Origin of the sequence: Candidatus Sulfotelmatobacter sp. (assembly GCA_035504415.1) — a bacterium.
In the GTDB taxonomy this organism is placed as follows: domain Bacteria; phylum Vulcanimicrobiota; class Vulcanimicrobiia; order Vulcanimicrobiales; family Vulcanimicrobiaceae; genus Vulcanimicrobium.
Genome location: DATJRY010000014.1, coordinates 1 through 23989, shown reverse-complemented (window position 1 = coordinate 23989; position 23989 = coordinate 1). Strand labels below are relative to the sequence as shown.

The window sequence follows — 23989 nt, the reverse complement described above, 5'->3', positions numbered from 1 at the left end:
GGATGACCTAACGAATGAAGACCGATCTCTGGTGCGGAATCGCCTCAACCACGCTCGCGGTGCTGCTTTGGATCGCGTGGGGGATATCGCATCGCGCCGAACCGGGCCTTTGGGGCCCGGTTCTCGTCACCCTCATCGCCCTCGTGTTCGACGTGCGATACTTCTCCGCACGGCGAAAGCACCTCAACGACGCATGATGGAAACCGTTGCGTCTCTAGCGGCCAAGTATGCGATCGTCGCCGACGAACTGCGGCGACGCGACGCTCACTTGATGCCGCACGGCATGGCGTCACTCTTCGTTCACCTCACGCAGACTTTTGGCATCCTCGAAGCGTGGGATTGTCGCGACGACCTCTGCATCGCCGGCTTACTTCACAGTGTCTACTCGACCGACACGTTCGCGAGCTCGCTCATCCCGCTTTCAGACCGTGACCTCGTCCGGCTCTGTGCAGGTGAGGAAGCGGAGCGACTCGCCTACCTGTTCTGCGCACTCGATCGTAGGAGCTTGACGACGGCGGCGACGAGGGCGCCGGACGGCGAGGACGTCCTGACGCTCTACGATCGTTTCGAGAACAGGTTGATTCGCGTTCCGGCGTCCGATGCCAGTGATCTCCTCGTCCTTCATATCGCGAATCTCGCCGAGCAGCAACAGGCCAAAAACAAGGGACCCACGGCGTGGCTTCATCGAGCAGCGGCTCTCGGTCGGGCCGCGCGGAAGCTCGGGGCGCGGCTACCGCCCATCTTGGTTTCGTGCACGGAGCACGTCACGGCCGAGAACGAGGAATCGCTCCTCGAAGCGTATTCGGCGCTGTTGTCCACGACGTTCCACGACGAGGCTGCTCGCCAAGGACTGATTGGTGCGACGCTCGGGCCGTCGATCGTTGCCGAGCCGCTGATCTGGCTCGGCCTCCATGCTCTGGCTGCAAACTCCTTCGATGAGGCCGCCCGCCACGGACGGGCGTCGGTTGAAGCCCTATGCTCATGGAACACCGCATGGGACAAGCGGTTGTCGCCCACGCAGTGGTTGGCGCTGGCCAACCTGCTAGCCACGCTCCCGCAGCTGGACGACAAGGCTCTTTCCTTTCTCGCCACCCAAGTGCATCGCTCGCTCAACGAGCATGCCGCACAGCCGTTTACGATCTTTGCGGCGCTCGATCGAGTAGGCGCGGTCCCCAAAGTCACCGCGGCAGAAGTACTCGCGGTCAAGCCGAGCAAACCGCTTGACGAGTTCGTGGAGTCGGGATCGATACCGCCGCGCTTCGCGACCTACATTGCGCAGCTTCGCGATGCCGATCCGGCGCGCTCGATGCGGTTCTATCCGGATCTGCGTTCCCAGGCATGGTGGGACGCGTCGGGCTTCTCAGTGGCGAAAGACCTCGAACGCGCGGCACCGGAGATATGTCGTGAGCTCACCGCTCTCGCAAGCGAGCACTTCCACTCCGAGACGGAGCGTATCTCCCGCACGGGCGCCTGGAACGTGATGCTCCTGCTCGAACGTGGTCGTATCCACGAGGAGCGCTGTGCGCTGGTGCCGACGACGATGGAAGTCCTCTCCTCCAGCGCCGTTATCCGGACACACGCCGGGCTCGCGTATTTCTCTCGCATGGCTCCCGGCACGGCGATCGCTCCCCATCGCGGGCCGACAAACATGCGGTTGCGGTGTCACCTGGGCATCTCCGTACCGCTGGATTGCGGCATCCGTGTAGACGGGATCACCCGCCGCTGGGAGCGCGGGAAGACCCTAGTCTTCGACGATTCGTTCGTGCACGAGGCCTGGAACTCCAGCCATGAGGAACGCATCGTCCTCATCGTCGACCTGTGGCACCCGGACCTTTCGAAAGACGAGATCACGCTCCTCGGTGGATTGCAAGGTTATACGGCCGAGGTGGGGGTCAATCTTTCGCGATACTGGGCGAACAACGATCGAGCTGAACGCATGCGTCAGCTGGACCTATAGTGAGGTAGCGCTCGAGCGCGCGGTCGAGCCAGGCGTCGAGATCGCCCTGCCACGCGGTCGCGTTGAGGATCTCGATCTCGATGTCGCCGGCGTAGCCGGCGCGTTCGACGTGCCCGACCAGGCCGGCGACGTCGATGCAGCCCTCGCCGAGCATGGCGCGATCGGCGGTGACGTCGCCGCGCGGCGTCGTCCAGTCGGAGACGTGACAGCCCGCGATGGTGGCGCCGGCGCGCGCGATCTCGCTCTCGACGTGGGCGTCCCAAAAGATGTGGTAGAGATCGCACACGACGCGCACGCCGGGCGCGCCGATCCGCTCCACCAGATCGTTGGCTTCGCGCAAGCTCGCGATCACCGAGCGTTCGGCGATCATCATCGGGTGCAGCGGCTCGATGCCCAGGCGCACCCCGGCCGCCAACGCGTCGGCCGCGACCTGCGCGATGCCGTCGGCGACCTGCGCTCGCGCTTCCGGTAACGGTTGACCTTCGGCCGGGCCGCAGACCAGCACCAGCAGCGGCGCACCGATCGCGGCGGCTTCCTCGATCGCACGGCGGTTGTCGTCGACGCGGCGCGCGCGCTCGTTCGCGCTCGGCGCCGGAAAGAAGCCACCGCGACACAGGCTCGACACGCGCAGACCGGCGTCGCGCAGGCGCGCGGCGGCGCCCGCCACGCCGGCTTCGGCGAGCTTGTCGCGCCACACGGCGATGGACGGGATCTCGCGCCGCACGCAGGCGTCGATCGCCGCATCCAGCGACCACGGCCGCACCGTGTACTGGTTGAGCGAGAGCCGCGCGCGGTCCATCAGTCGATGCCGGCCGTGGCGAACACGCGCGCCGCGCGTGACGCGGCACGTTCCTGGTCCGAAATGAGGCCGGCCGCGTCGGCCAGCTCGAGCACGCGCGCCAGGTGCACGACCGAGCGCACTCCTTCGGCACCGCCCAGCATCCGGAAGTGGTCCTGCCAGCCGTTCAGGTACGCCAGGAACACGATCCCGGTCTTGTAGGCCGAGGTCGGCGCGCGGAACAGCTCGCGCGAAAGCGTGACCGTCGGCGCGAGGATCCGCTCGTAGCGTTCGAGGTCGCCGGCGTCGAGCGCCGCCAGCGCGGCGCGCGCGGCGGGCGCGATCGCGTCGAAGATGCCCAACAGCGCATCGCTGTGGTGCTCGCCCTCGCCGGCGATCAGCTCGGGGTAGTTGAAGTCGTCGCCCGTGTAGACGCGCACCCCGGCCGGAAGCCGGCGGCGCAGCGCGATCTCACCTTGCGCGTCGAGCAGCGAGATCTTCACCCCGTCGATCTTGGCCGCGTTCGCCGTGACGATCGCGACGAAGGTGTCGGTCGCGCGATCGAGATCGGTGCTGCCCCAATACCCGGTCAGCTCGGGATCGAACATCGGCCCGAGCCAATGCAAGATCGCCGGCCGCCGCAGGCCGCCGAGCACGGTCCCGTAGACGCGCAGGTAGTCGTCGGCGGCGCGCGCGGCCCGCGTCAGCGCCCGCGAGGCCATCACGATCGCCGTGCCGCCCTGCTCCTCCACGAACGCGCACTGGGCGGCGTACGCGCGCTCGATCGCGGTCAGGTCGTGCGCAACGCCCGGCGCGAGATCGTCGGTCGAGGCGCCGCAGCCGATGCCGCCGCCGACGGCGCGCGCCTCGGCGGCCGAGCGCCGAATCAGCTCTTGCGCGTCCGCGAAGCCCAGACCCATTCCGCGTTGTGCGGTATCCATCGCCTCGGCGACCGCGAAGCCCAACGACCACAGATGCCGGCGATACGCCAGCGTCGCGTCCCAGTCGATCGCGCCCCCGCTCGCCGGATCGGCGTCGGCCAACGGGTCGGCGACGACGTGCGCCGCGGCGTACGCGACGCGAGTGCGCGCCGGCGGTTGCGACGCGAGCGACCACCGGGGCGTCGACGCGGGCACGTACGGCACCAGCGTGCGATCGGCGCGCGGCAGCCGCAGCACCGTCGTCGTCGGCATCACGTCGGCACCGGCTCGAGCGCGAGCGCGGGCAGGTCGACGAAGCGCCGCTCGCGCCATGCCTGCAGACCGGCCTCGGCCAACTGCACGCCTTTCGCGCCCGAAAGGAAGTCGTACGGGAACGGCTCGTCGCGCACGACGTGCCGCAAGAACTGTTCCCACTGCACGAGGAACCCGTTGTCGAACTCGTCGCTCTCCGGAACATCGCTCCACGAGGCCGCGAAGTCGATCGGGTTGGGGACGTCGGGGTTCCAGACCGGCCGCGGCGTCAGCTCGCGCGGCTGGAGCTTGCACTCGCGCAGGCCGACGACCGCGCTGCCGTGCGTCCCGTCGACCTGGAACTCGACCAGCTCGCGCCGGTCGACGCGCACGCACCACGAGGAGTTGATGGTCGCCACGATCCCGCCGTCCAGCTCGAAGATCCCGTAGGCCGCGTCGTCGGCCGTCGCCTCGTAGGCGCGCCCGCGCTCGTCGACGCGCGTCGGAATGTGCGTCGTGCCCAGCGCCGCGACCGCGCGCACCGGCGCGATCAGGAACTCGAGCACGTAGCGCCAGTGGCAGAACATGTCCAGGATGATGCCGCCGCCCTCGTCGAGCTTGTAGTTCCACGACGGCCGCTGCGCGGGCTGGCCCCAATCGCCCTCGAAGACCCAATACCCGAACTCGCCGCGCACGGACAAGATGCGCCCGAAGAAGCCGCTCTGCACCAGCCGCGCGAGCTTGCGGAACCCCGGCAAGAACAGCTTGTCGTGCACGATGCCGTTCTTGATCCCGGCCTCGCGCGCCAGCCGCGCGATGCGCAGCGCCTCGTCGAGCGTGGGCGCCAACGGTTTCTCGCAGTAGACATGCTTGCGCGCGGCGATGGCCTTCTCGATCAGGCCGGGCCGTGCGCCGGTGGTGGCGCTGTCGAAGAAGATCTCACAGGCCGGATCGTTGATCGCGGCGTCGACGTCGGTCGTCCAGCGCTCGATACCGTGCTCGCGGGCCAGCCGCTCGAGCTTGCCGGCGTCGCGACCGACCAGGACCGGCTCGGGCCAGATGACGGTGCCGTCGTCGAGCCGGATCCCGCCGCGGCGGCGGATCTCGACGATCGAGCGGACCAGATGTTGGTTCATCCCCATGCGGCCGGTGACGCCGTTCATGGCGATCCCGACGGTGCGGCGTGACATCGTTTACTCCGTGTGGGCGGACGCGCCGAGCAGCCGGCGCGCGTGCTCGCCGAGCTCGGCCAGCACCGAAGAAGTCATGGTCTGCGCGTAGTTGCGCTCGAGCGGCAGATCGACGTCGAACACGTGCGCGATCGTCCCCGGCCGCGGCGTCATGACGACGACGCGATTGGCGAGGTAGAAGGCCTCAGGGATCGAGTGGGTCACGAACAGGACGCTGGTCGCGGTCTCGGTCCAGATGCGGCGCAGCTCGACGTTCATCTGCTCGCGCGTGAGCGCGTCGAGCGCGCCGAACGGCTCGTCCATCAGCAGCACCGGCGGCCGGTGCAGCAGCGCGCGGCAGAGCGAGACGCGCTGCTGCATGCCGCCCGAGAGCTCGTGCGGGTAGGCGTTCTCGAACCCGCGCAGACCGGTCAGCTCCATGAGCTCGTCGGCGCGCCGCTCGGCTTCGCGCCGCTCGAGCTTACGGATCTCGGCCTGCAAGAGGATGTTGCTGCGCGTGCTGCGCCACTCGAGCAAGGCCGCGCGCTGGAACACGAAGCCGATCTCGCGCTGCGGTCCCGCGACCGGGCGGCCGAGCAGCTCGACCCGCCCGTGCGAGGCGCGCACCAGGCCGGCCGCGACCTTGAGCAGCGTCGACTTCCCGCAGCCCGACGGGCCCAGGATCGAGACGAACTCACCCGGCGCGACGTCGAGCGAGACGCCGCCGACCGCGTCGGTCGTCTTGCGGCGCGTCGAGAAACGCACCGCGACGTCCTCGAAGCGGACCGCCGCCGTCCCGACCCGCGTCGCCACCGCCGTCGTCACTTCCGGGCGATCGACGCGTCCCAGTACGCGCTCGGCGCGCCGGGGTTCGTCAGGCCGAGGTACTTGGCGACGACGCCGATGGTCGTCTTCCAGTCGTTCTCGTCGTCGACCGCGACCGGCAGACTCTTGGTGCGCGGCGTGTGCAGCAGCGCAATCGTCTCGTCCCACTGCTTGGTCAGGACGTCGGCGGCCGGCGGCTTCTCGGCCAGCTTCTCCTCCGCCGCGACGGCGTCGGCGCGGTGCGCGATCGCTTCGGCGTACGAGCGTTGCGTGGCGCGCAGGAACGCCTGCAGCAGCGGCTTCTGCTTGGCGATCGTGTCGTCGTTGGCGACCAATCCGGTGGCGTAAAAGTTGACCCCGTTGTCGACGTAGCGCAGCAGGTCGACCTTCTTGCCGGTACGGGCCTCGATCGTCGGCGCCTGATCGTTGTAGAAGCCGACCAGCGAGTCCGCGCGGCCCGAGATGACCGCGGCGAGCTTGCCGGACGGATCGACGTTGATGCGCTGCACCGCGTCGGGCGAGACGTGATTCGCTTCGAGCACCGCGTTGAGCGTTTCGTAGGCCGCGTCGCCCGGGCTGCCGGCGACGCTGTGACCCTTCATCTGCGCGACCGACGTGATGTGCTGCGTGTCGAAGAACTGGATCGCCGCCGGCGTCGTCTGCAGGATGACGCCGATGCTCTTCACGCTGGCCCCGGCCGCGACGTTCTTGAGCAGCGCGGGCGTGTCGGCGTAGCCGACGTCGACCTTGCCGGCCGCGACGGCCTGCACCGTCTGCGTCGAGCCGCCGCCGGGTTGGATCGTCAAGTCGATCCCTTCGTCCGCGTAATAGCCCTTGGAGAGCCCGTAGTAGAACGCCGCGTGCTCGCCGTACGGATACCAATTGAGCATCAAGGTGAGCTTGTGGAGCGGCTTGGGCTGCGCGCCGGCGGCGGCCGGGCCGAGCACGCCGGCGAGCAGGGTCGACGCGACGAGCGCGCGGACGAAACGATGCATTCCAGTCCTTTCCGAGGTCATGAGGTGACGGAGAGGTCGCGTTCGGCGACGGCCGTGCGCCACGGCACGGCAAGGTGCTCGAGGATCTCGAGCACGGCGAAGAGGACGATGCCGATCACCGACATCGCGATGAGGCCCGCGAACAAGAGCGGCGTGTCGAGATCGCCGTTGGCCTTCTGCACGAGATAGCCCAGGCCGGCGTTCGCGCCGACGAACTCGCCCACGACGGCGCCGACGACGGCGAAGGTGACGGCGACCTTGAGGCCGGCGAAGATGTGCGGCAGCGCGGCGGGGAAGCGGATCTTCGCGAACGAGTCCCACGGGGTCGCGCCCATCGTCGCGGCGAGATCGAGCAGCTCGGGATCGACCGCGCGCAGGCCGGCGACGCTCGAGATGACCACCGGGAAGAACGCCAGCAGCACCGCGACCAGCACCTTGGGTGCGAGACCGAAGCCGAGCCAGACCACGAACAGCGGCGCGATCGCGATCTTCGGCACCACCTGGGCGGCCAGCAGCAGCGGGTAGAGCGTACGCTCGACGCCGCGCGAGTACACGATCGCAACCGCGAAGGCCAGCCCGACCGCGACCGAGACGACGAAGCCGAGCACCGTCTCCCAGAGCGTGATCCCGGTGGCCCGGGCCAGCAGGCCGGTGTCGGTGCGGAACTCGCCGACGACCGCACCCGGCGAGGGGATCAGGTACGGCTTGATCCAGCCGTTGGCGGTGACCAGCCACCACACGAGCAGGCAGACGATCAGAAACGCCCCCGGGCGCCACCAGGCCTCGAGCAAGTCGAGCAGGCGGGTGGCGAGTCCGGAGCGCGCCGGGGCGACGGTCGTGAAAGCGTTTGCAGCCACTACCGGCCGCAGTATCGACGCTCAAAACGCGATTTCCTACCACCGGCGGCAGGTCTGAGAGAAAGCGTTTTCAAACGATCGGCGACAATGTCGGCCCGCCTCCGCGACGTCGCGCTCCGCGCCGGCGTCTCCGTCGCGACCGCCTCACGCGTGATCTCCGGGCGCGCCGATGGGGTCCACCCCGCTCGTCGCGAGGCCGTGCTGCAGGCCGCCCAGGAGCTGCACTACGTCCCCAACGCCCACGCGCAGGCGCTGGCCCGCGCCGGGACCGCCCAGATCGGGGCGATCCTCCACGACGTCAGCGACCCGTACTTCTCCGAGATCGTGCGCGGGCTGCAGCGCGCGGCGGCCGACGCCGACCGGCTGGTCACCGTCTGCAACAGCTACCGCGATCCCGAGCGCGAGCTGGCGTACGTGGGGCTGTTGCGCTCGCAGCGCGTCGACGCGCTGATCCTGACCGGGTCCGGCCTCGACGATCGCTCGTACAGCCAGCGCCTCGCCGCGCAGATCGACGCCTTCGCCGCGACCGGCGGACGCCCGGTGTTCATCGGCCGCCATCACGTCACCGGCGACGCGGTGCTGCCCGACAACGTCGGCGGCGCGCGCGCGCTGGCCCGCGCTCTCGTGGCGCTCGGCCACCACCGCTTCGCGGTGATCGGCGGCCCCGCGCTGCTGACGACCACGCGCGATCGGCTCGACGGCTTCGCCGAAGGGCTCGCCGAGCACGGGCTCGCGCTCGACCCGGCGGCGATCGTCCCCGGCGACTTCTCGCGCGAGAGCGGGATGATTGCGATGCGCGCGCTCCTCGACGGCGGCGGCGCGCGCGCGGCGACCTGCATCGTCGCGCTCAACGACGCGATGGCGCTCGGTGCGCTGCGCGTCCTGCGCGAACGCGGCATCCGCGTCCCGCAGACGCTCTCGCTGGCCGGCTTCGACGACATCCCCGGCACCCTCGACGCCTCGCCGACCATCTCGACCGTGCGTATCCCGCTGGTCGAGATGGGCGCGCTGGCCGTGCAGCTGGCGCTCGAGCCGGCCGCCGGCGAGCTGCGCGTGCGGCACGCGCGCGCCGACGTCGTCTTGCGCGAAAGCACCGCTCCTCCGAAAGACCGATGAACGACCTCACCATCGCCCAGATCGAAACGCTCCCCGTCGCGCTGCCGACGCTCGCCGACTTCGCGGTCAGCGGCGGCAGCGTCGCGCGCGCCGGCGCCCCGTCGGTTCGCGTGCTGGTCAAAGTCACCGGCTCCGACGGCACCGTCGGCTGGGGTGAAGCCACTCCCATCCCGTCGTGGACCTACGAGACGCTCGAGTCGATCGCGACGACGATCGATCGATATCTGGCGCCCGTCGCGCTCGGCGTACACGCGTGGGATCTCGACCGGCTCACGCGCGCCTTCGATCGTGCGATCAACCGCGGCTTCTCGATCGGCGCGCCGCTGGCGAAAGCGGCGGTCGACGTCGCCGTGCACGACCTGCTGGGCCACGCGCTCGGCGTCCCGGTGACCGCGCTGCTCGGCGCGCGCCGGTGCGAGCGCATCGCGCTCGGCTGGATCGTGTCGACCGAGGGTGCCGGCGGCGCGCCGGCCTCGGTCGCCGAGGGCCGTTCGCGCGGCTATCGCGCCTTCAAGGTCAAGATCGGCCTGCACGGCGAGCGCGACGACGTGCGCACCGTCGAGCGCGTGCGCGAAGCGGCCGGCGACGACGCGTTCTTGTGGGTCGACGCGAATCAAGGCTACGCGGTCGACGAAGCGTTGCGCGTCGCGCGCGCGCTCGACGCGCTCGGCGTCGCAGCGTTCGAGCAGCCGGTGCCGGCCAACGACGTCGACGGCTTGCGCCGCCTGCGGGACCGCTCGCCGGTACCGATCGCGCTCGACGAGTCGCTGCGCCACCCCGGCGACCTGGCGACCTTCGTCAAACTCGGTGCCGTCGACGTCGCGATCGCGAAGGTGCAGCGCAGCGGGGGCCTGACGCTCTCGCGACGCCTGTGCCAGTACGCCGAAGACTCCGGCGTGCGGCTGATGGGATCGGGCTTGACCGACTCCGACGTCGGTCTGGCCGCATCGCTGCACCTCTTCTCGGCCTTCGGCATCACCACGCCGGTGGACCTCAACGGGCGCCAGTTCATCGCCAGTCCGTACGCGCGCGCGACCGTCACCGTCGAGGACGGGTGGGCGATCGTGCCGTCGGGTCCCGGCTTGGGCGTCGACGTCGACGAGGACTGGGTGCGCGCACATCGCGTCTCCTTCCCGGGCTTGTGAGGGTGCCCGCGCCGCGACGGTGAACGCCCGCGCATGACGCATCGCTCTCGACTCGCGCTTCTTCTCGCGTGCGTGGCAGCCGCGGCGCTCGGCGGGACCGCGCAAGCGGCCCCGCTACCCTATCCGCGCATCGAGGCCGCGCTGGCTGCCGTGCACCAGTACGCGCAGGTCGCGCTCTCACCGGACGGCCTGCACATCGCGTCGGTCGAGAGCGAGGGCAGCGGCCCCGGGCACGTCGAGCTGGCGCCGGTCGCGCATCCGACCGCGACGCGCCGCGTGAGCGCCTGCGCCGGCAACGGCTGCGACGAGGGCGATCTGGCTTGGTCGCCCGACGGCCGCACGCTGGCGTTCGTCACCACCGACGCCACGGGACAGGGACAGCTGGCGCTGCTCGACCTCGCGACGCTGCGCACGCACGTGCTCACGCACGCGCGCGGTCCACTGAGCACGCCGCGTTGGTCGCACGACGGCACGCGCATCGCGTTCCTGTACTCGCCGGGTGCGCCGAAAACGCCGAGCCCGCTCAACCCGGCGACACCCGACGCCGGCGTGGTCGGTGCGAAAATCTACGAGCAGCGGCTGGCGGTCATGCCCGCGCGCGGCGGAGCGATTCGCCTGCTCGGGCCGGCGGATCTCAACGTGTACGAGTACGACTGGTCGCCCGACGATCGCCGCTTCGCGGTCAGCGCCGCGCACGGAGACGGCGACGCGAACTGGTGGATCGCCGACCTCTACACGATCGACGCGCGCAGCGGCGCGACCAAAGAGATCCACCACCCCACGCTCCAGCTGGCCTCACCGCGCTGGAACGGCGATGGGACGCGCATCGCCTACATCGGCGGCATCATGAGCGACGAGGCCGTCACCGGCGGCGACGTCGAGGTGGTCTCGGCGCGCGGCGGCGCGGCGACGGACGTCACGCCGAATCTGCACGCGTCCGTCACGACGATCACCTGGCACGGATCGCGCGATAACATCGTGGCGACGGAACTGGCGGGAAGCCGCAGCGTGATCGCGTCGATCGACACGCTTGCGCGCCGACAACGTGCGCTCTGGAGCGCCGAGGCGACGATCTACGCGACCGGCTTCGCCGGGCTGGCGCCGGGAGACGCCGGCGTCTCGCTCTCGCGCGACGGCCGGCTGGCCGCGACGATCGTCCAGTCGATTACGGCACCTCCCGAGATCGCGCTCGGTCCGCTCACGGCGATGCGCCGCGTGACGCACGCCAACGACACGGTGCCGCGCACGACCGGAGCGGCGCGCAGCATCACCTGGACGAGCGACGGGATGCACGTCCAGGGCTGGCTGATCTATCCGCCCGGCTGGAAGGCCGGCGTGCGCTATCCGCTCGTCACGCTCATCCACGGCGGCCCGGCGTTCGCGAATTACCCGACCTACCCGAGCGGCCCAATGGCGTTCCAAGCCACCCTCGCCGCGCGTGGCTACCTCGTCTTCGAGCCCAACCCGCGCGGCAGCTACGGTCAAGGCGAAGCGTTCACGCGTGCCAACGTCAAGGACTTCGGCTACGGGGACCTGCGCGACGTCTTGGCCGGTCTCGACGCGGTCGCGCACGTCGCGCCGGTCGATCCGAAACGCGTCGGCATCTTCGGCTGGAGCTACGGCGGCTACATGACGATGTGGGCGCTGACGCAGACGCACCGCTTTCACGCCGCCGTCGCCGGCGCCGGACTCTCGGACTGGCTGAGCTACTACGGCACCAACGACATCGACACGTGGATGATACCGTACTTCGGGGCTTCGGTGTACGACGATCCGGGCGTGTACGCGCGCAGCTCACCTATCAATTTCGTTAAGGCTGTCCGCACGCCGACGCTGATGCTGCACGGCGACCGCGACGCCGAGGTACCGGTAACGCAGTCGTACGAGTACTGGCGGGCGCTGCGCGCGTTCCACGTGCCGACCGAGCTGGTCATCTACCCCGGCGAAGGGCACGAGTTCTATCGCCCGGCCGATCAGCGCGACGTCAGCCGGCGCATCGTGGGTTGGTTCGATCGTTGGCTAAAATGAACGCTTTTATAACAGATGAAAAACAGATGAGCGCGGGGTAACGCGCCCGCGGACGCGAATTACCGATTTACACGGATGTTACGAATCGGATGGGCGGCGGCCGTTTTGGCCGGCGTCGCCTTCGCGTCGCTGAGTCCCGCCGTCGCCTCGACGGGCACCACCACCCTGCACGCCAGCGGGCAGGCGTCGTTCGTCGTCGGACCGCCGGACGTGCGCGTGATGCGGGTGACGGTCGACGGGCAGACCGTGCAAGCCGGCTCGATGCTGCCGGTCGGCATGAGCCGGCTCGGCCACGTCGTGCCGGCCGTCCCGATTTCCGCCACGATCGCGGCGGGGACGCCGATTCGCGTCGAGACCGACCCGGCGGGATCGCCTCGCTTGGTCGCCGAGGATGCAACCGTCGACGCGGCGATCGACGGGGCGCGCCTGAGCGGTGTGATGCTCGGCATCTTGCTGGCGGTGATTCTGTTGCAGATCGCGGCGTTCGCGTTCACCCGCGACCTGAGCATCCTGCTTTACATCGGCGTCGTCGCGACGCTGGGGTTGATCGAGCTGTTGCGCGACGGCGCCATCTCGCTCGGACCGGGCATCCCGCCGCTGGTCGGCGTGATGCTGCTCGACATTCTCAACGGCGTCTTCGACCTCGCGTTCGCCATCGTGTACCTGCGGCTGTGGACCGACGCACGCGACTTGTTCTGGCTCCAGGTGCTCGGCGTCGCGCCGACCACGGCATTGGCGCTGGCGTCGGTCGCCGTGCCGGCGCTGCATCCGTATGTCGAGCCGCTGCGCGCCTTCGTGCTGTGCTTCGGGATGGTCGTGCTGCTGGGCGTCACCGCGGCCCGCGCGCGCACGTTCCCGCCGGGCCGATACCTGCTGGTCGCGCTGTGCTGTCTGGCCCTGAACCTCGTCTACCGGCTGGTGCGCGATACGACGACGCTCGGGATGCCGCTGCTCGACCACTGGTTCTACGAAGTCTCGGCGGTCTGCGACGCGCTCGTCTTCGGACTGGCGGTCATCTTGCGCTGGCGCTACTTGCTGCACGAGCGCGTCACCCTCGAGCATCGCCTCGACGAGGCGACCCACGCCGCCGAGCACGACGCGCTCACCGGCGCGCTCAACCGCCGCGGTCTGCTGCGCGCGACCGCCGCCACGACGACGGGGACACTGTTCTTCGTCGACCTGGACGGCTTCAAAGTCGTCAACGATCGCTACGGTCACGCCGCCGGCGACAAAGTGCTGTGCGCCGTGGTGACCACGATGCGCGAGGTCTCGGGCCCGGACGCGACGATCGCGCGCGTCGGCGGCGACGAGTTCGTCATCGTCGTCCCGGGCACCGAACGCGCCGAGTCCGACCGCTTGGCCGAACACCTCGTCGCGTCGATCGCGACCGTGCGCGTGGGCGAGCGCACGCGCACCCCGGCGGTCAGCGCGTCGATCGGCTTCGCGCCGCTGGCCGGTTTGACGCTCGACAACGCGATGCGCATCGCCGACGCCCACGCGTACCGGGCCAAGATCCGCACTCAAGCGCTGAGCACGAACCCCGCCTAAACGAAGAGCCCGGCATCGCTGCCGGGCTCTCGTGTTCTGCCGAAGTCTCGCTCACAAGTCTTCGGGGTTGATGCCGCGCGGCTTGTACTGCGTGCGCTGCGTCGGTGCGCTCACCGACGCTTCCGCGTCGTAGTCGCCCTCGTACTGCACCGTGTTCTCCGCCATCCGCTGGCGCTCGTACGGGCCGAGCACCTTCGGATTGAGCTCCTGCCCGTTGGGGGCGACGACGTCGCCGTAGGACGAGAGCTCTTCCGGATTCGGGTTGAAGTCGAGGAACACGTTGCGGGGACGGCCCTCTTCGTCCAGGTCTTGCCCTTCGGGCTCGATCTGGAGGTTGCGGTACCGCGACATCCCCGTGCCGGCCGGGATCAGCTTGCCGATGATGACGTTTTCCTTGAGACCGAGCAGCGGATCGTGCTTGCCCTTGATCGCGGCGTCGGTGAGGACGCGCGTGGTCTCTTGGAAGGACGCCGCCGAGAGGAACGACTCCGTCGCGAGCGACGCCTTCGTCACGCCCAGCAGCACCGGGCTGCCCTCGGCGAACTTGCCGCCGTCGGCCTTGATCTTCTCGTTCTCTTCGGCGAACGCGGCGGACTCGACGAGTTGCCCCGGGAGCATCCGCGTGTCGCCGCCGTCGACGATCTTCACCTTACGCAGCATCGAGCGCACGATGACTTCGATGTGCTTGTCGTTGATGTCGACGCCTTGCGAGCGGTAGACCTTCTGCACTTCCTGGACGAGATAGTTCTGCAGCGCAGTCTCGCCCTTGATGCGCAGGATGTCGTGCGGGTTGAGGGAGCCGTCCGCGACCGGCTGACCCGCCTCGACCTTCTGACCGTCGACGATCGTGAGGTGAAGACCCGGCGTGATGTCGACCTCGTGGTCGTCACCCTGTTCGTCGGTCACGTAAACGACGCGCTTGTTCTTCTCCTCAGCGAACTTGATCGTGCCGGCGACCTCGATCAGCGGCGCTTCGCCCTTCGGCTTGCGTGCCTCGAAGATTTCCTCGACACGCGGCAGACCGGTGATGATGTCCTCTTGAGCGACACCACCGGTGTGGAAGGTGCGCAGCGTGAGCTGCGTGCCCGGCTCGCCGATCGACTGCGCGGCGATGATACCCACCGCCTCGCCGATGTCGACCTTCTTGCCGGTCGCGAGATTGCGGCCGTAGCACATCGCGCAGACGCCGTGCTTGGCCTGGCAGACCAGGACCGAACGGATCTTGACCTGCTTGATGCCGGCCGCGATGAGCGCCTTGGCCTTCTCCTCGTCGATCTCTTCGTCACGACGGACGATCTTCTCGCGCGAGTTCTCGGGGTTCTTGACGTCCTCGGCCGAGCGGCGACCGACGATGCGGTCGAGCAGCGGCTCGATGGTTTCCTTGCCGACGGTGATGTCGGAGACCAGGATACCGTTGGCCGTGCCGCAGTCTTCCTCGCGGATGATGACGTCCTGCGCGACGTCGACCAGACGGCGCGTCAGGTAGCCCGAGTCGGCCGTGCGCAGCGCGGTGTCGGCGAGACCCTTGCGCGCGCCGTGCGTCGAGATGAAGTACTCGAGGACGGTCAGACCTTCTTTGAGGGAGGCCTTGACCGGGATCTCGAGGATGCGGCCCGACGGGTCGGACATCAGCCCGCGCATACCGCCGAGCTGCTTGACCTGTGCGATCGAACCACGCGCACCCGAGGTCGCCATCATGAAGACGGTGTTGAGCGGGTTCTGCGCCTGCTGCATCGCGAGCGTGACGTCGTCACCGGCCTTCGACCAGATCTCGATCGTCTTGTTGTAGCGCTCGTCCTCGGAGATGAAGCCCTGGTCGAAGAGCGAGTGGAGCTCGTCGACTTCGTGCTGCGCTTTGTCGAGCAGCTCGTGCTTGGCGGTCGGGACGACGATGTCGCTGATCGACACGGTCGTACCGGACTGCGTGGCATAACGGAAGCCCAGCGACTTGATCGCATCCAGGAACGACGCGGTCTCGGCGTTGCCGAACTTGCGATAGCAGTCGGTGATCAGCTTCTTGAGCGCCGTCTTGTCGACGATGCCGTTGAGGTACGGGTAGTTCCACTCCGGCGGGAACGCCTGGTTGAGGATGACGCGGCCGACCGTGGTCTTGATGCGCGTCCCGTTGAGGCGCACCTCGATCCACTCGTGCAGACCGATCATGTGATGGTTGAAGGCCGTGATCGCTTCGTCGCCGTCGCGGAAAGCGATCAGCGCCGGGGTGCCGTCCGGATTCTTGCGCGCCTTGCCGTTGCGGGCGACGGGCATCGCGTAGAGCGCGTCGTCGGAGAGCGGCGCGCGCGCCGGCCCCTTGTACTCTTCCGGCTGGAAGGTGAGCCAATACAGACCCAGGACCATGTCCTGCGTCGGGATCGACACCGGGTTTCCGAACGACGGCTGGAGGATGTTGTTCGAGGACAGCATCAGGATGCGGGCCTCGGCCTGCGCGCCGGCACTCAGCGGAAGATGGACGGCCATCTGGTCGCCGTCGAAGTCCGCGTTGTACGGCGTGCAGACGAGCGGGTGCAGATGGATGGCCTTGCCCTCGACCAGCACCGGCTCGAACGCCTGGATGCCCAGACGGTGCAGCGTCGGTGCGCGGTTGAGGAGAACCGGATGCTCGCGAATGACCTCGTCGAGCACGTCCCAGACCTCGGGACGCACGCGCTCGACCATGCGCTTCGCACTCTTGATGTTGTGCGCTTGCGCCCGGTCGACGAGCTTCTTCATCACGAACGGCTTGAAGAGCTCGAGCGCCATCTCCTTAGGCAGCCCGCACTGGTGCAGCTTGAGGTTCGGGCCGACCACGATGACCGAACGGCCCGAGTAGTCGACGCGCTTGCCGAGCAGGTTCTGGCGGAACCGGCCCTGCTTGCCCTTGAGGATGTCCGAGAGCGATTTGAGTGGACGGTTGTTGGGACCCGTCACCGGACGGCCGCGGCGGCCGTTGTCGATCAGCGCGTCGACTGCTTCTTGCAGCATGCGCTTCTCGTTCTTGATGATGATCTCAGGCGCGCTCAGCTCCAGCAGCCGCTTGAGGCGGTTGTTGCGGTTGATGACGCGGCGATAGAGATCGTTGAGGTCCGACGTCGCGAACCGGCCGCCGTCGAGCTGAACCATCGGACGCAGCTCCGGCGCGATGACGGGCACGGCCGAGAGGATCATCCACTCCGGCTTGTTGCCGCTCTGCAAGAACGCTTCGACGACCTCGAGCCGCTTGATCGCCTTGATCCGCTTTTGCCCGGTCGTCTCCTTGAACTCGCGGCGCAGGTCTTCTTGCAGCTTGCGCAGGTTCAGGTCGCGCAGCAGCTCGCGGATCGCTTCCGCGCCCATGCCGGCCTTGAACCGCGTGCTGTACTTCTCGCGCGACTCGCGGTACTTCTGCTCGGTGAGGATCTCGCGCTTGACCAGCGGCGTGTCACCCGGATCGGTGACGACGTACGCGGCGAAATAGATCACCTTTTCGAGCTGGCGCGGCGACATGTCGAGCAGGATGCCGATACGCGAGGGCACGCCCTTGAAATACCAAATGTGCGTGACCGGCGTGGCCAACTCGATGTGGCCCATCCGCTCGCGGCGCACCTTGGCACGCGTGATCTCGACACCGCAGCGGTCGCAGATCATCCCCTTGAAGCGGATGCGCTTGTACTTGCCGCAGTGGCATTCCCAGTCTTTGGTCGGGCCGAAAATCTTCTCGCAGAAGAGGCCGTCGCGTTCCGGCTTGAGGGTCCGGTAGTTGATGGTCTCCGGCTTCTTTACTTCACCGAAAGACCACGCGCGGATCTGTTCAGGGCTGGCGAGCCCGATCCGCATCGCGTCGAAATTGTTGACGTCGAGGAGGTTCATCGATTCCTTTGCTCTCGCGCGTCGGCAGCAGAGCACGGTCGAGGTGACGTCGGGGGCCGGGTGGCCTGGGAGATCGCGGGAGACGCGAAGAGACCCAGGAGACGCCGGGCTCGACGTTCCTTAGGTCCGTGTTATCGGCCGAAGGGCATAGGCAGGTATTATAGCACGATCCCGGCAGAAACTCAAGATCGTGGTACGTCGCTGGCTGCTTCGCGGGGCGCTTGCTTTAGTCGCCCTCGTGACCCTGTATTTCGCCGTCCGGCTTGGCTACGGATGGTGGCTGGCCCTGGCGACGCAGCGTGCCGTGGCGGTCGAATCCGGCCGGCAAAGCGGCCTACCGGTCGACCAGCCCGTCACGATCGCCCGGGACGTTCGGGGTGTCCCGCACATCCGGGCCGCTACCGTCCATGACCTGTTCGTCGCCGAAGGGTATGCGATGGCGAGCGACCGCCTGTTCCAGATGGACCTCACCCGGCGCTTCGTCGACGGCCGGCTGGCCGAGATCCTCGGGTCGCCGCTCACCAAGGTAGACCGCTTCATGCGCCGGTACGCGATCCGCGAGCTGGCGGCCCAAGTCTACGCGCACGCGAGCGCTCAGGAGCGAGCGGGCCTGGACGCCTTCGCTGCCGGCATCAACGCCGCCGCCACGCAACAGCCGGTGCCCCCTGAGTATAAGGCGCTGTTCGCGCACTTCGAGCCGTGGCGGCCGGAGGACGCCCTGGCGGTCGGCTTCGCGACCTTGCTCGATCTCGACGACCGCCCGCAGGACGTGATCGAGCGGGACCAGATCCGCCGCCTGCTCGGCGCCACCGGGACCGACGCGCTCTATCCGCTGACGGACCCGCACTACGACGTCCCGACCGACGGCTCGGCGCCGGGCGTGCTGGCGACGCTTCCCCCGCTGCCGACGGCCCACGCGGCCCCGAGCGTCGCACTGGCTGACGAGCGCCCCCCGATCGGGAGCAACGCGTGGGCCGCCGGCGCCGAACGCACGACCGACGGCAAGGCGATCCTCGCCAACGACCCGCACCTCGACCTGGCGATCCCCGGCATCTGGTATCTCGTCGAAGCGAGCGCGCCCGGCATGCACATCGCCGGGGCCGCCCTGGCCGGCACGCCCGGCGTCACCCTCGGCCACAACGAGCACCTGGCTTGGGGCGTGACCGCCGGCGAGACCGCCGCGATCCCGGTGTGGCGCGAACGCATCCGCGGCGACCAGCTGCTCGAGAACGGTCGGTGGGTCACGGCACGGCACCGGCACGAGCAGATCGTCGTGCGCTTCGGCCACACCATCGACGAAGATTTCCTCGAGACCGCGCGCGGCGTCGTGATCCAGCGCGACGGTGACGCCGCGTACGTGATGGATTGGCGCATGCGCCGCGCGCCTGTCTCCCCGCTGGCGCCGTTTCTTCGACTGCTCACGGCGCGCACGACGGCCGACGGCGTCGCCGCGATGCGCGCATTGCCGGAACCGGCGCTGAACGTGCTGTTCGCCGACGATCGCGGTACGGTGGCCTATCACCTTGCCGGGGGCATTCCGCTCTTGCCGTCGGCAGGCCGCTGGGCAGACGATCCGATCGGACCCGAACCCGCGCTCCTGCCGTACGATCGTGCCGCGCACGTCGACCCGGCGCGCACCGCGCTCATCGTGACGTCGAACAATCGCGTCAGCGGTGCGGCCGCGCCGCGGCTCGCGCCGTTCTGGCCGCCGCCGTACCGCGCCTTCGAGATCCATCGCGCGCTCGGCGCGGCAACCGACGCGCACCACCGCTCGAGCCCGGACGCGATCGCCGCCGAGCAGAGCGATGCCGACTCACCCTCCGAAGCCGAGTTCCGCGACTTCATCATGGCGGCCGGCCGGCGCACGCACGCCGACCGGAATCCCGCGCTCGCGCCCCTGTTCGCCGCGGTGCGCAACTTCGACGGACGGCTCTTGCCCGCATCGCAAGGCGCGTCGGTGATCGTCGCGCTCCGCTTGCACCTGGTCGGCGAGATCGCGGCGACGCATCTCCCGACCGCGATCGCACAGGCGTATCCGCCGACCGGCCCGGGCTTCGAGATCGTCCTGCGCGCCCTGCGCGAGCGGCCCAAGGGCTGGGTCGTGAACGACGACTACGACGCGTTCATCGTCGACGGCATGAGCGCCGTCCACGCGCTGTTCGGAAAGGAGATTCCGACGTTCGGCGTCTGGGCCGCACAGCTGATCGCGCATCCGCTCGCACCGTTCGGGTTCACCCACTGGAACGGCCCGACGTTCCCGGGGCGCGGCGGCAGCTTCGCGCCGGCCGTGCAGTGGAACGGCCACGGGCAATCGTTCCGCGCGCTATGGATCGCCGGCGACTGGGACGCCGGCACCATCAACGTCGACGCCGGCGAGTCCGGTGAGCCGGGCTCACCGCACTACACCGATCAAGCCGCCGACTGGGCGAACTTCCAGCGCACGACGTTGCCCTTCTCCGATGCGGCCGTTCGGCGCGCGACGACGGAGACGCTGACGCTCACGCGCTGACCCGACTGGCCGCCCCACCGGGAGGGCACCGCGCATCGTGAGGTGCGCAGCGCTCGCGGGTTCACGCTAGTCGAAGTCGTCATCGCCGTCGCCGTCGTGGCGCTCGTCGCCACGGGCGCCGTCGGCGTGTCGATGAGCGCACGTTCGCTCGCCGTCAGTACCGCCGCCGCGCGCTTCGACGCGCTGCTCGACGCAGCACGGACCGCCGCCGGCGAATACGACGGCGGCGCGACGATCGTCTTCGAGCCCGACGCGTACGGCGACGGGTTCACCGCACGCGTGTACGGCCGCCGCCCCAGCACGGGAACGTTGCTCGCGACCGACTTCCCCGCGCTCGACGGCCGCGTGACGCTGACCGAGACGCAGTTGCTCGGTACGCCCGCGTTCGCTCTCGCTTTGCACGCCAACGGCAAACTCGGCGGCATCAAGGGCGACGTCCTCGCCGGCAGCGCCTCCGGTGAAAACGCTTGTCCGGCATCGGGGAACTACGTGCTCGTCTTCGCCTACGCCGGCTCCACGGCGCAGCGCACGATTCCGTGCACGCTCCAACTCGCCGCTACCGGCCCCGTCTCGTACGACAACCCGCCCGCGGCCTCGCCGCTCCCGACCCCGACGGTCCCCGCCTGCGCCGCCCTCGGCTGCGTCCCCTCACCGCCACCATCGCCCAACGTCGTCACAACCTGCCCACCCGGCTACAATCAAACAAACGCAACAAGCTGTGTTCCGGCACCCACTCCAGCGCCGTCCGCGACGCCAACCTGCCCGCCGGGCTATAGTGGCACGTACCCTAACTGCATCGCGCTGGGAGGCTTCGCCAGCCCGACACCGACAGCGTCGCCGATTGCTCAAGGGTCAAGTCCAGATATCTCTGCGGCGGCGAGCTGCAGTGAAGACGACGTGCACGGCGTAAAGATGAGTATTTGTGCAGCTGGCGCTTCTGAAACTGTCCAATTCATCTCGACGACCGATTCTGTTTACATTAGCGCACAAGTGATCTCCCACGTGACATTCGTCGGTCCCGGCGTATCGAATTATGACTACGGGAACTCGTCTATACTCTTGATTGCGACGAACCCAGCGACGGGGTTGGCCACAACCTTCTGCTTAGGATCGACACAGATGAACGTCGAAAACAGCGAGATTGCGGTCAACTCAGATGTTTTGCTGCCGTTTGGACCCGGCAGCTATGGCTTACAGTTGGACCTCAGCGCTGCCGCAGACATGCCTTTGGGGTCGAGCGCTGAAGGCTCCGCCGCCTTCAGCTACATTATTCTGCAAGCTGCAAGCGGGTCCGGGTCTGCAGCTGCTACCAGCTGCCCCGGAACCTAGGAATCATTCACGACTATGCCCGCTGGACAAAGTGCGCTTGTGTAACCGCTGGCGGCAGCTGCCGCTCCAAGGTCGTCCGATGTCCCGAAATCGTAGTCGACCTCCCAATATCCTGACAGACTGGACATTGGTAGCGCTGCTAAGCCGAGCCAATTGTGCGTTGCGTCGACGAGATTCAAGTAATGAGGTCCGGTCGAACTTTTTTCGGACAAAAAGGCGCCCTCGGCTTGCGCGAAAGCTGCGCTTGCCGATCCATCTATCCCGCCGGACTCAATATTTTCTGCGGTGAGCCCGATTCCGCCGACTGCGAGGTACCTCGATGATGGGCCTACATTTCTTAGGTCATAGTGACACGTATAGTTGTTTGTCGCTTCGTCGCTCGCGTGAAGACGTGCCACTTCTTCTTCCTCTTCGTCGAAGATCAGCGGACCGGCGCCGGCGTTTGACGCTCGATCGCTGTTGACGTTCGCAAGCGCCGTTGCCTCTGCGGGCGACGCGGTGGTGACGCGAAGCGACAACGACGTGCTCGCGACGAGAAAGCGGTGCAGCGGGAGGAGCATGCCGGCGCTGACGCCGTCTGTGCCTACGCCAAACACCTGCACGTAGTATCCGGTGCTCGGCGGGATGGTGCCCGATAGATTTTGTGGCGGGATCACGAATGGTTCGGCGCTGCTCGGCGCGGCGGGCGCGACTGTGAGGGTTATGGTGAACGCTCCGTTGGCGTTCGTCGTCGCTGCCACATCGCCGGTCGGCAACGTCGGCGGCACCGTAGCGCCGACGATCGGGACCGGGCCAATGATCACGGCGGCGCCGGCCAGCGGAGTCGTTTGGTCGGCGTCGGCCGATTGGTAGGTCACGCCGTCGATCGTGGCGGGGCCATACGCGTCGACCGGGATCTGGACGACGGTGCCCGCGACCGGATAGGTCTGCGGTACGTGCGTCGGCGTCGGAGTTGGAGCCGGCGTCGCGCTCGGCGTCGAGCTCGAGGTTTCCGGCGGCGCGGGCCTCGCGCCGCCACCGCCGCCCCCACACGCGGCGAGCAGCGTGCCCGCCACGAACGGGAGTCCATACCCGAGCCAAATCCGCACGGCTGACCTTCCCTTCGCCCACCCCCTAGCAAAAGTATCGATCTGCTTGCTTGTTTCGACGAGCGACGGCGCGCCTCTTCCTCGCTCGTTCGGCGCGGTCCCGACAAATGGACTGCTCGTGGGGGATTGACGGATGGGTCTTTGGGGATATACTGTCGGGCATCGGCTCGGGCCAGCCATCAATCCGGCGTGACCCGGCCAAACCACCATCCAACTGTTTTATGAAGGAGAGGTCGTGTCCGAGCTCCCGCGTCCGACCAATGGCCACACGAATGGCCACACCGGCGCAACCCGTCCCTACACCCAGGCCGACGTCGAGCGGCTCCGGGGCAGCGTCCGCATCGAGTACACGCTGGCGCGCCGCGGCGCGGAGCGACTGCGCAACATGCTCGCGGGCGACCAGCCGGCGGTGGCGCTGGGGTGCATGACCGGCGGCCAGGCGGTCGAGGCCGTCAAGGCCGGGCTCGAAGCGATCTACCTCTCCGGCTGGCAAGTCGCGGCCGACGCGAACACCGCCGGTCAAATTTATCCGGACCAATCGCTGTATCCATACGACTCGGTGCCGAAGGTCGTCGAGCGGATCAACAACGCGTTCGCACGCGCCGACCAGATCGACACGGTCGAGGGGCGCTCGGGCGAGCGCGATTGGTTCGCGCCGATCGTCGCCGACATGGAAGCCGGCTTCGGCGGCCCGCTGAACGTGTTCGAGCTCACCAAAGCGATGATCGCCGCCGGCGCGGCCGGCGTCCACCTCGAAGACCAGCTCGCGTCCGAGAAGAAGTGCGGTCATCTCGGCGGCAAGGTGCTCATCCCGACGCAGCAGGCGATCCGCAATCTGATCGCCGCGCGTTTGGCGACGGACGTCCTCGACGTGCCGACGGTCGTCATCGCACGGACCGACGCCGACGCGGCCAATCTCTTGCTGTCCGACATCGACGAGCGCGATCGGCCGTTCCTGACCGGCGAACGCACGCCGGAAGGCTTCTACCGCGTCAAGCCCGGCTTGGACCAGGCGATCGCGCGCGGGATCGCCTACGCGCCGTACTGCGATCTGATCTGGTGCGAGACCTCGCATCCCTCGCTCGAGGAAGCGCAGGCGTTCGCCGACGGGATTCACGCCAAGTTCCCGGGCAAGCAGCTGGCCTACAACTGCTCGCCCTCCTTCAACTGGAAGCTCAAGCTCGACGAAACGACGATCGCGAGCTTCCGCAGCGAGCTGGCGAAGATGGGATACCGCTTCCAGTTCATCACGCTCGCCGGCTGGCACGCCCTCAACCACTCGATGTTCGAATTGGCCTACGACTACGGCCGCCGCGGGATGTCGGCCTACGCCGACTTCCAAGAGCGCGAGTTCGCGAGCGAAGCACGCGGCTACACGGCGACGCGTCACCAGCGCGAAGTCGGCACCGGCTACTTCGATGAGGTCGCGAAGGTCGTTGGCGGCGGCCAATCCTCGACGACGGCCCTCACCGGCTCGACCGAAGAGGCGCAGTTCAAGACAGCGGCGGTCGCCTAAGCCCGAAGCCCGTTTCCAAGGAGGTGACGCCGACGCGGCTGGTGTTGCAAACCGCCCTTCGGACGTCATCCCCCTTGGCAATCCACCGTCACCAGGTGCAGAACGCGAGCT

Annotated in this window: 17 protein-coding genes; 9 read left to right on the top strand and 8 right to left on the bottom strand. The window is 68.3% G+C overall.

Annotated elements, in window-relative coordinates; all coding sequences use genetic code 11:
• Nucleotides 1-14 precede the first annotated feature (14 nt).
• On the top strand, nucleotides 15-197 hold the full coding sequence (locus VMD91_12385) for a hypothetical protein (protein ID HTW84862.1): 183 nt from the start codon (nucleotides 15-17) through the stop codon (nucleotides 195-197).
• A complete protein-coding gene (locus VMD91_12380) occupies nucleotides 197-1957 on the top strand; it encodes an aspartyl/asparaginyl beta-hydroxylase domain-containing protein (GenBank protein ID HTW84861.1) in 1761 nt (586 codons plus the stop codon). The genes VMD91_12385 and VMD91_12380 overlap by 1 nt, the downstream gene beginning before the upstream one ends.
• Here VMD91_12380 and VMD91_12375 read toward each other — a convergent pair.
• From VMD91_12375 to VMD91_12350, 6 genes are read right to left on the bottom strand one after another with little or no spacing between them, the layout of a single operon-like run.
• Nucleotides 1893-2756: a sugar phosphate isomerase/epimerase family protein gene (locus tag VMD91_12375; GenBank protein HTW84860.1), complete on the bottom strand. Its 864-nt coding sequence runs from the start codon at nucleotides 2754-2756 to the stop codon at nucleotides 1893-1895. The two genes, VMD91_12380 and VMD91_12375, sit on opposite strands and share 65 nt — an antisense overlap.
• The gene (locus VMD91_12370) at nucleotides 2756-3928 is read right to left on the bottom strand and encodes a DUF993 family protein (GenBank protein ID HTW84859.1); all 1173 of its coding nucleotides are present in this window, start codon (nucleotides 3926-3928) and stop codon (nucleotides 2756-2758) included. The genes VMD91_12375 and VMD91_12370 overlap by 1 nt, the downstream gene beginning before the upstream one ends.
• On the bottom strand, nucleotides 3928-5097 hold the full coding sequence (locus VMD91_12365) for a Gfo/Idh/MocA family oxidoreductase (protein HTW84858.1): 1170 nt from the start codon (nucleotides 5095-5097) through the stop codon (nucleotides 3928-3930). Before VMD91_12365 ends, VMD91_12370 begins: the two co-directional genes overlap by 1 nt.
• Nucleotides 5098-5100: 3 nt before the next feature.
• A complete protein-coding gene (locus VMD91_12360; GenBank protein ID HTW84857.1) occupies nucleotides 5101-5901 on the bottom strand; it encodes an ABC transporter ATP-binding protein in 801 nt (266 codons plus the stop codon).
• On the bottom strand, nucleotides 5898-6896 hold the full coding sequence (locus VMD91_12355; GenBank protein HTW84856.1) for an ABC transporter substrate-binding protein: 999 nt from the start codon (nucleotides 6894-6896) through the stop codon (nucleotides 5898-5900). The genes VMD91_12360 and VMD91_12355 overlap by 4 nt, the downstream gene beginning before the upstream one ends.
• A gap of 17 nt (nucleotides 6897-6913) precedes the next feature.
• A complete protein-coding gene (locus tag VMD91_12350) occupies nucleotides 6914-7753 on the bottom strand; it encodes an ABC transporter permease (protein HTW84855.1) in 840 nt (279 codons plus the stop codon).
• Nucleotides 7754-7840: 87 nt separating this feature from the next.
• Here VMD91_12350 and VMD91_12345 point away from each other — a divergent pair, with 87 nt between their 5' ends.
• From VMD91_12345 to VMD91_12330, 4 genes are all read left to right on the top strand, one after another.
• The gene (locus VMD91_12345; protein HTW84854.1) at nucleotides 7841-8869 is read left to right on the top strand and encodes a LacI family DNA-binding transcriptional regulator; all 1029 of its coding nucleotides are present in this window, start codon (nucleotides 7841-7843) and stop codon (nucleotides 8867-8869) included.
• Complete coding sequence (locus VMD91_12340; protein HTW84853.1) at nucleotides 8866-10014, top strand: enolase C-terminal domain-like protein; 1149 nt, start codon at nucleotides 8866-8868, stop codon at nucleotides 10012-10014. The genes VMD91_12345 and VMD91_12340 overlap by 4 nt, the downstream gene beginning before the upstream one ends.
• Nucleotides 10015-10047: 33 nt before the next feature.
• Nucleotides 10048-12042, top strand: a complete 1995-nt coding sequence (locus VMD91_12335) for a S9 family peptidase (protein ID HTW84852.1) — start codon at nucleotides 10048-10050, stop codon at nucleotides 12040-12042.
• Between the two features lie 75 nt (nucleotides 12043-12117).
• Nucleotides 12118-13590, top strand: a complete 1473-nt coding sequence (locus VMD91_12330) for a diguanylate cyclase (GenBank protein HTW84851.1) — start codon at nucleotides 12118-12120, stop codon at nucleotides 13588-13590.
• A gap of 51 nt (nucleotides 13591-13641) precedes the next feature.
• Here VMD91_12330 and rpoC read toward each other — a convergent pair whose 3' ends face one another.
• Nucleotides 13642-17436, bottom strand: a complete 3795-nt coding sequence (gene rpoC / locus VMD91_12325) for a DNA-directed RNA polymerase subunit beta' (GenBank protein HTW84850.1) — start codon at nucleotides 17434-17436, stop codon at nucleotides 13642-13644.
• 238 nt (nucleotides 17437-17674) lie between these two features.
• Here rpoC and VMD91_12320 point away from each other — a divergent pair, with 238 nt between their 5' ends.
• Together VMD91_12320 and VMD91_12315 are read left to right on the top strand one after the other, a co-directional pair.
• Entirely contained in the window at nucleotides 17675-19945 is a 2271-nt protein-coding gene (locus VMD91_12320; GenBank protein ID HTW84849.1) for a penicillin acylase family protein, read from the top strand.
• A 42-nt stretch (nucleotides 19946-19987) separates the two neighbouring features.
• Nucleotides 19988-21274: a prepilin-type N-terminal cleavage/methylation domain-containing protein gene (locus tag VMD91_12315; protein HTW84848.1), complete on the top strand. Its 1287-nt coding sequence runs from the start codon at nucleotides 19988-19990 to the stop codon at nucleotides 21272-21274.
• Here VMD91_12315 and VMD91_12310 read toward each other — a convergent pair.
• Entirely contained in the window at nucleotides 21271-22329 is a 1059-nt protein-coding gene (locus tag VMD91_12310; GenBank protein HTW84847.1) for a CAP domain-containing protein, read from the bottom strand. The two genes, VMD91_12315 and VMD91_12310, sit on opposite strands and share 4 nt — an antisense overlap.
• 268 nt (nucleotides 22330-22597) lie before the next feature.
• Here VMD91_12310 and aceA point away from each other — a divergent pair, with 268 nt between their 5' ends.
• Nucleotides 22598-23878 (top strand): isocitrate lyase, encoded by a 1281-nt coding sequence (gene aceA / locus VMD91_12305; GenBank protein ID HTW84846.1) that lies wholly within the window; start codon nucleotides 22598-22600, stop codon nucleotides 23876-23878.
• Nucleotides 23879-23989: the final 111 nt, after the last annotated feature.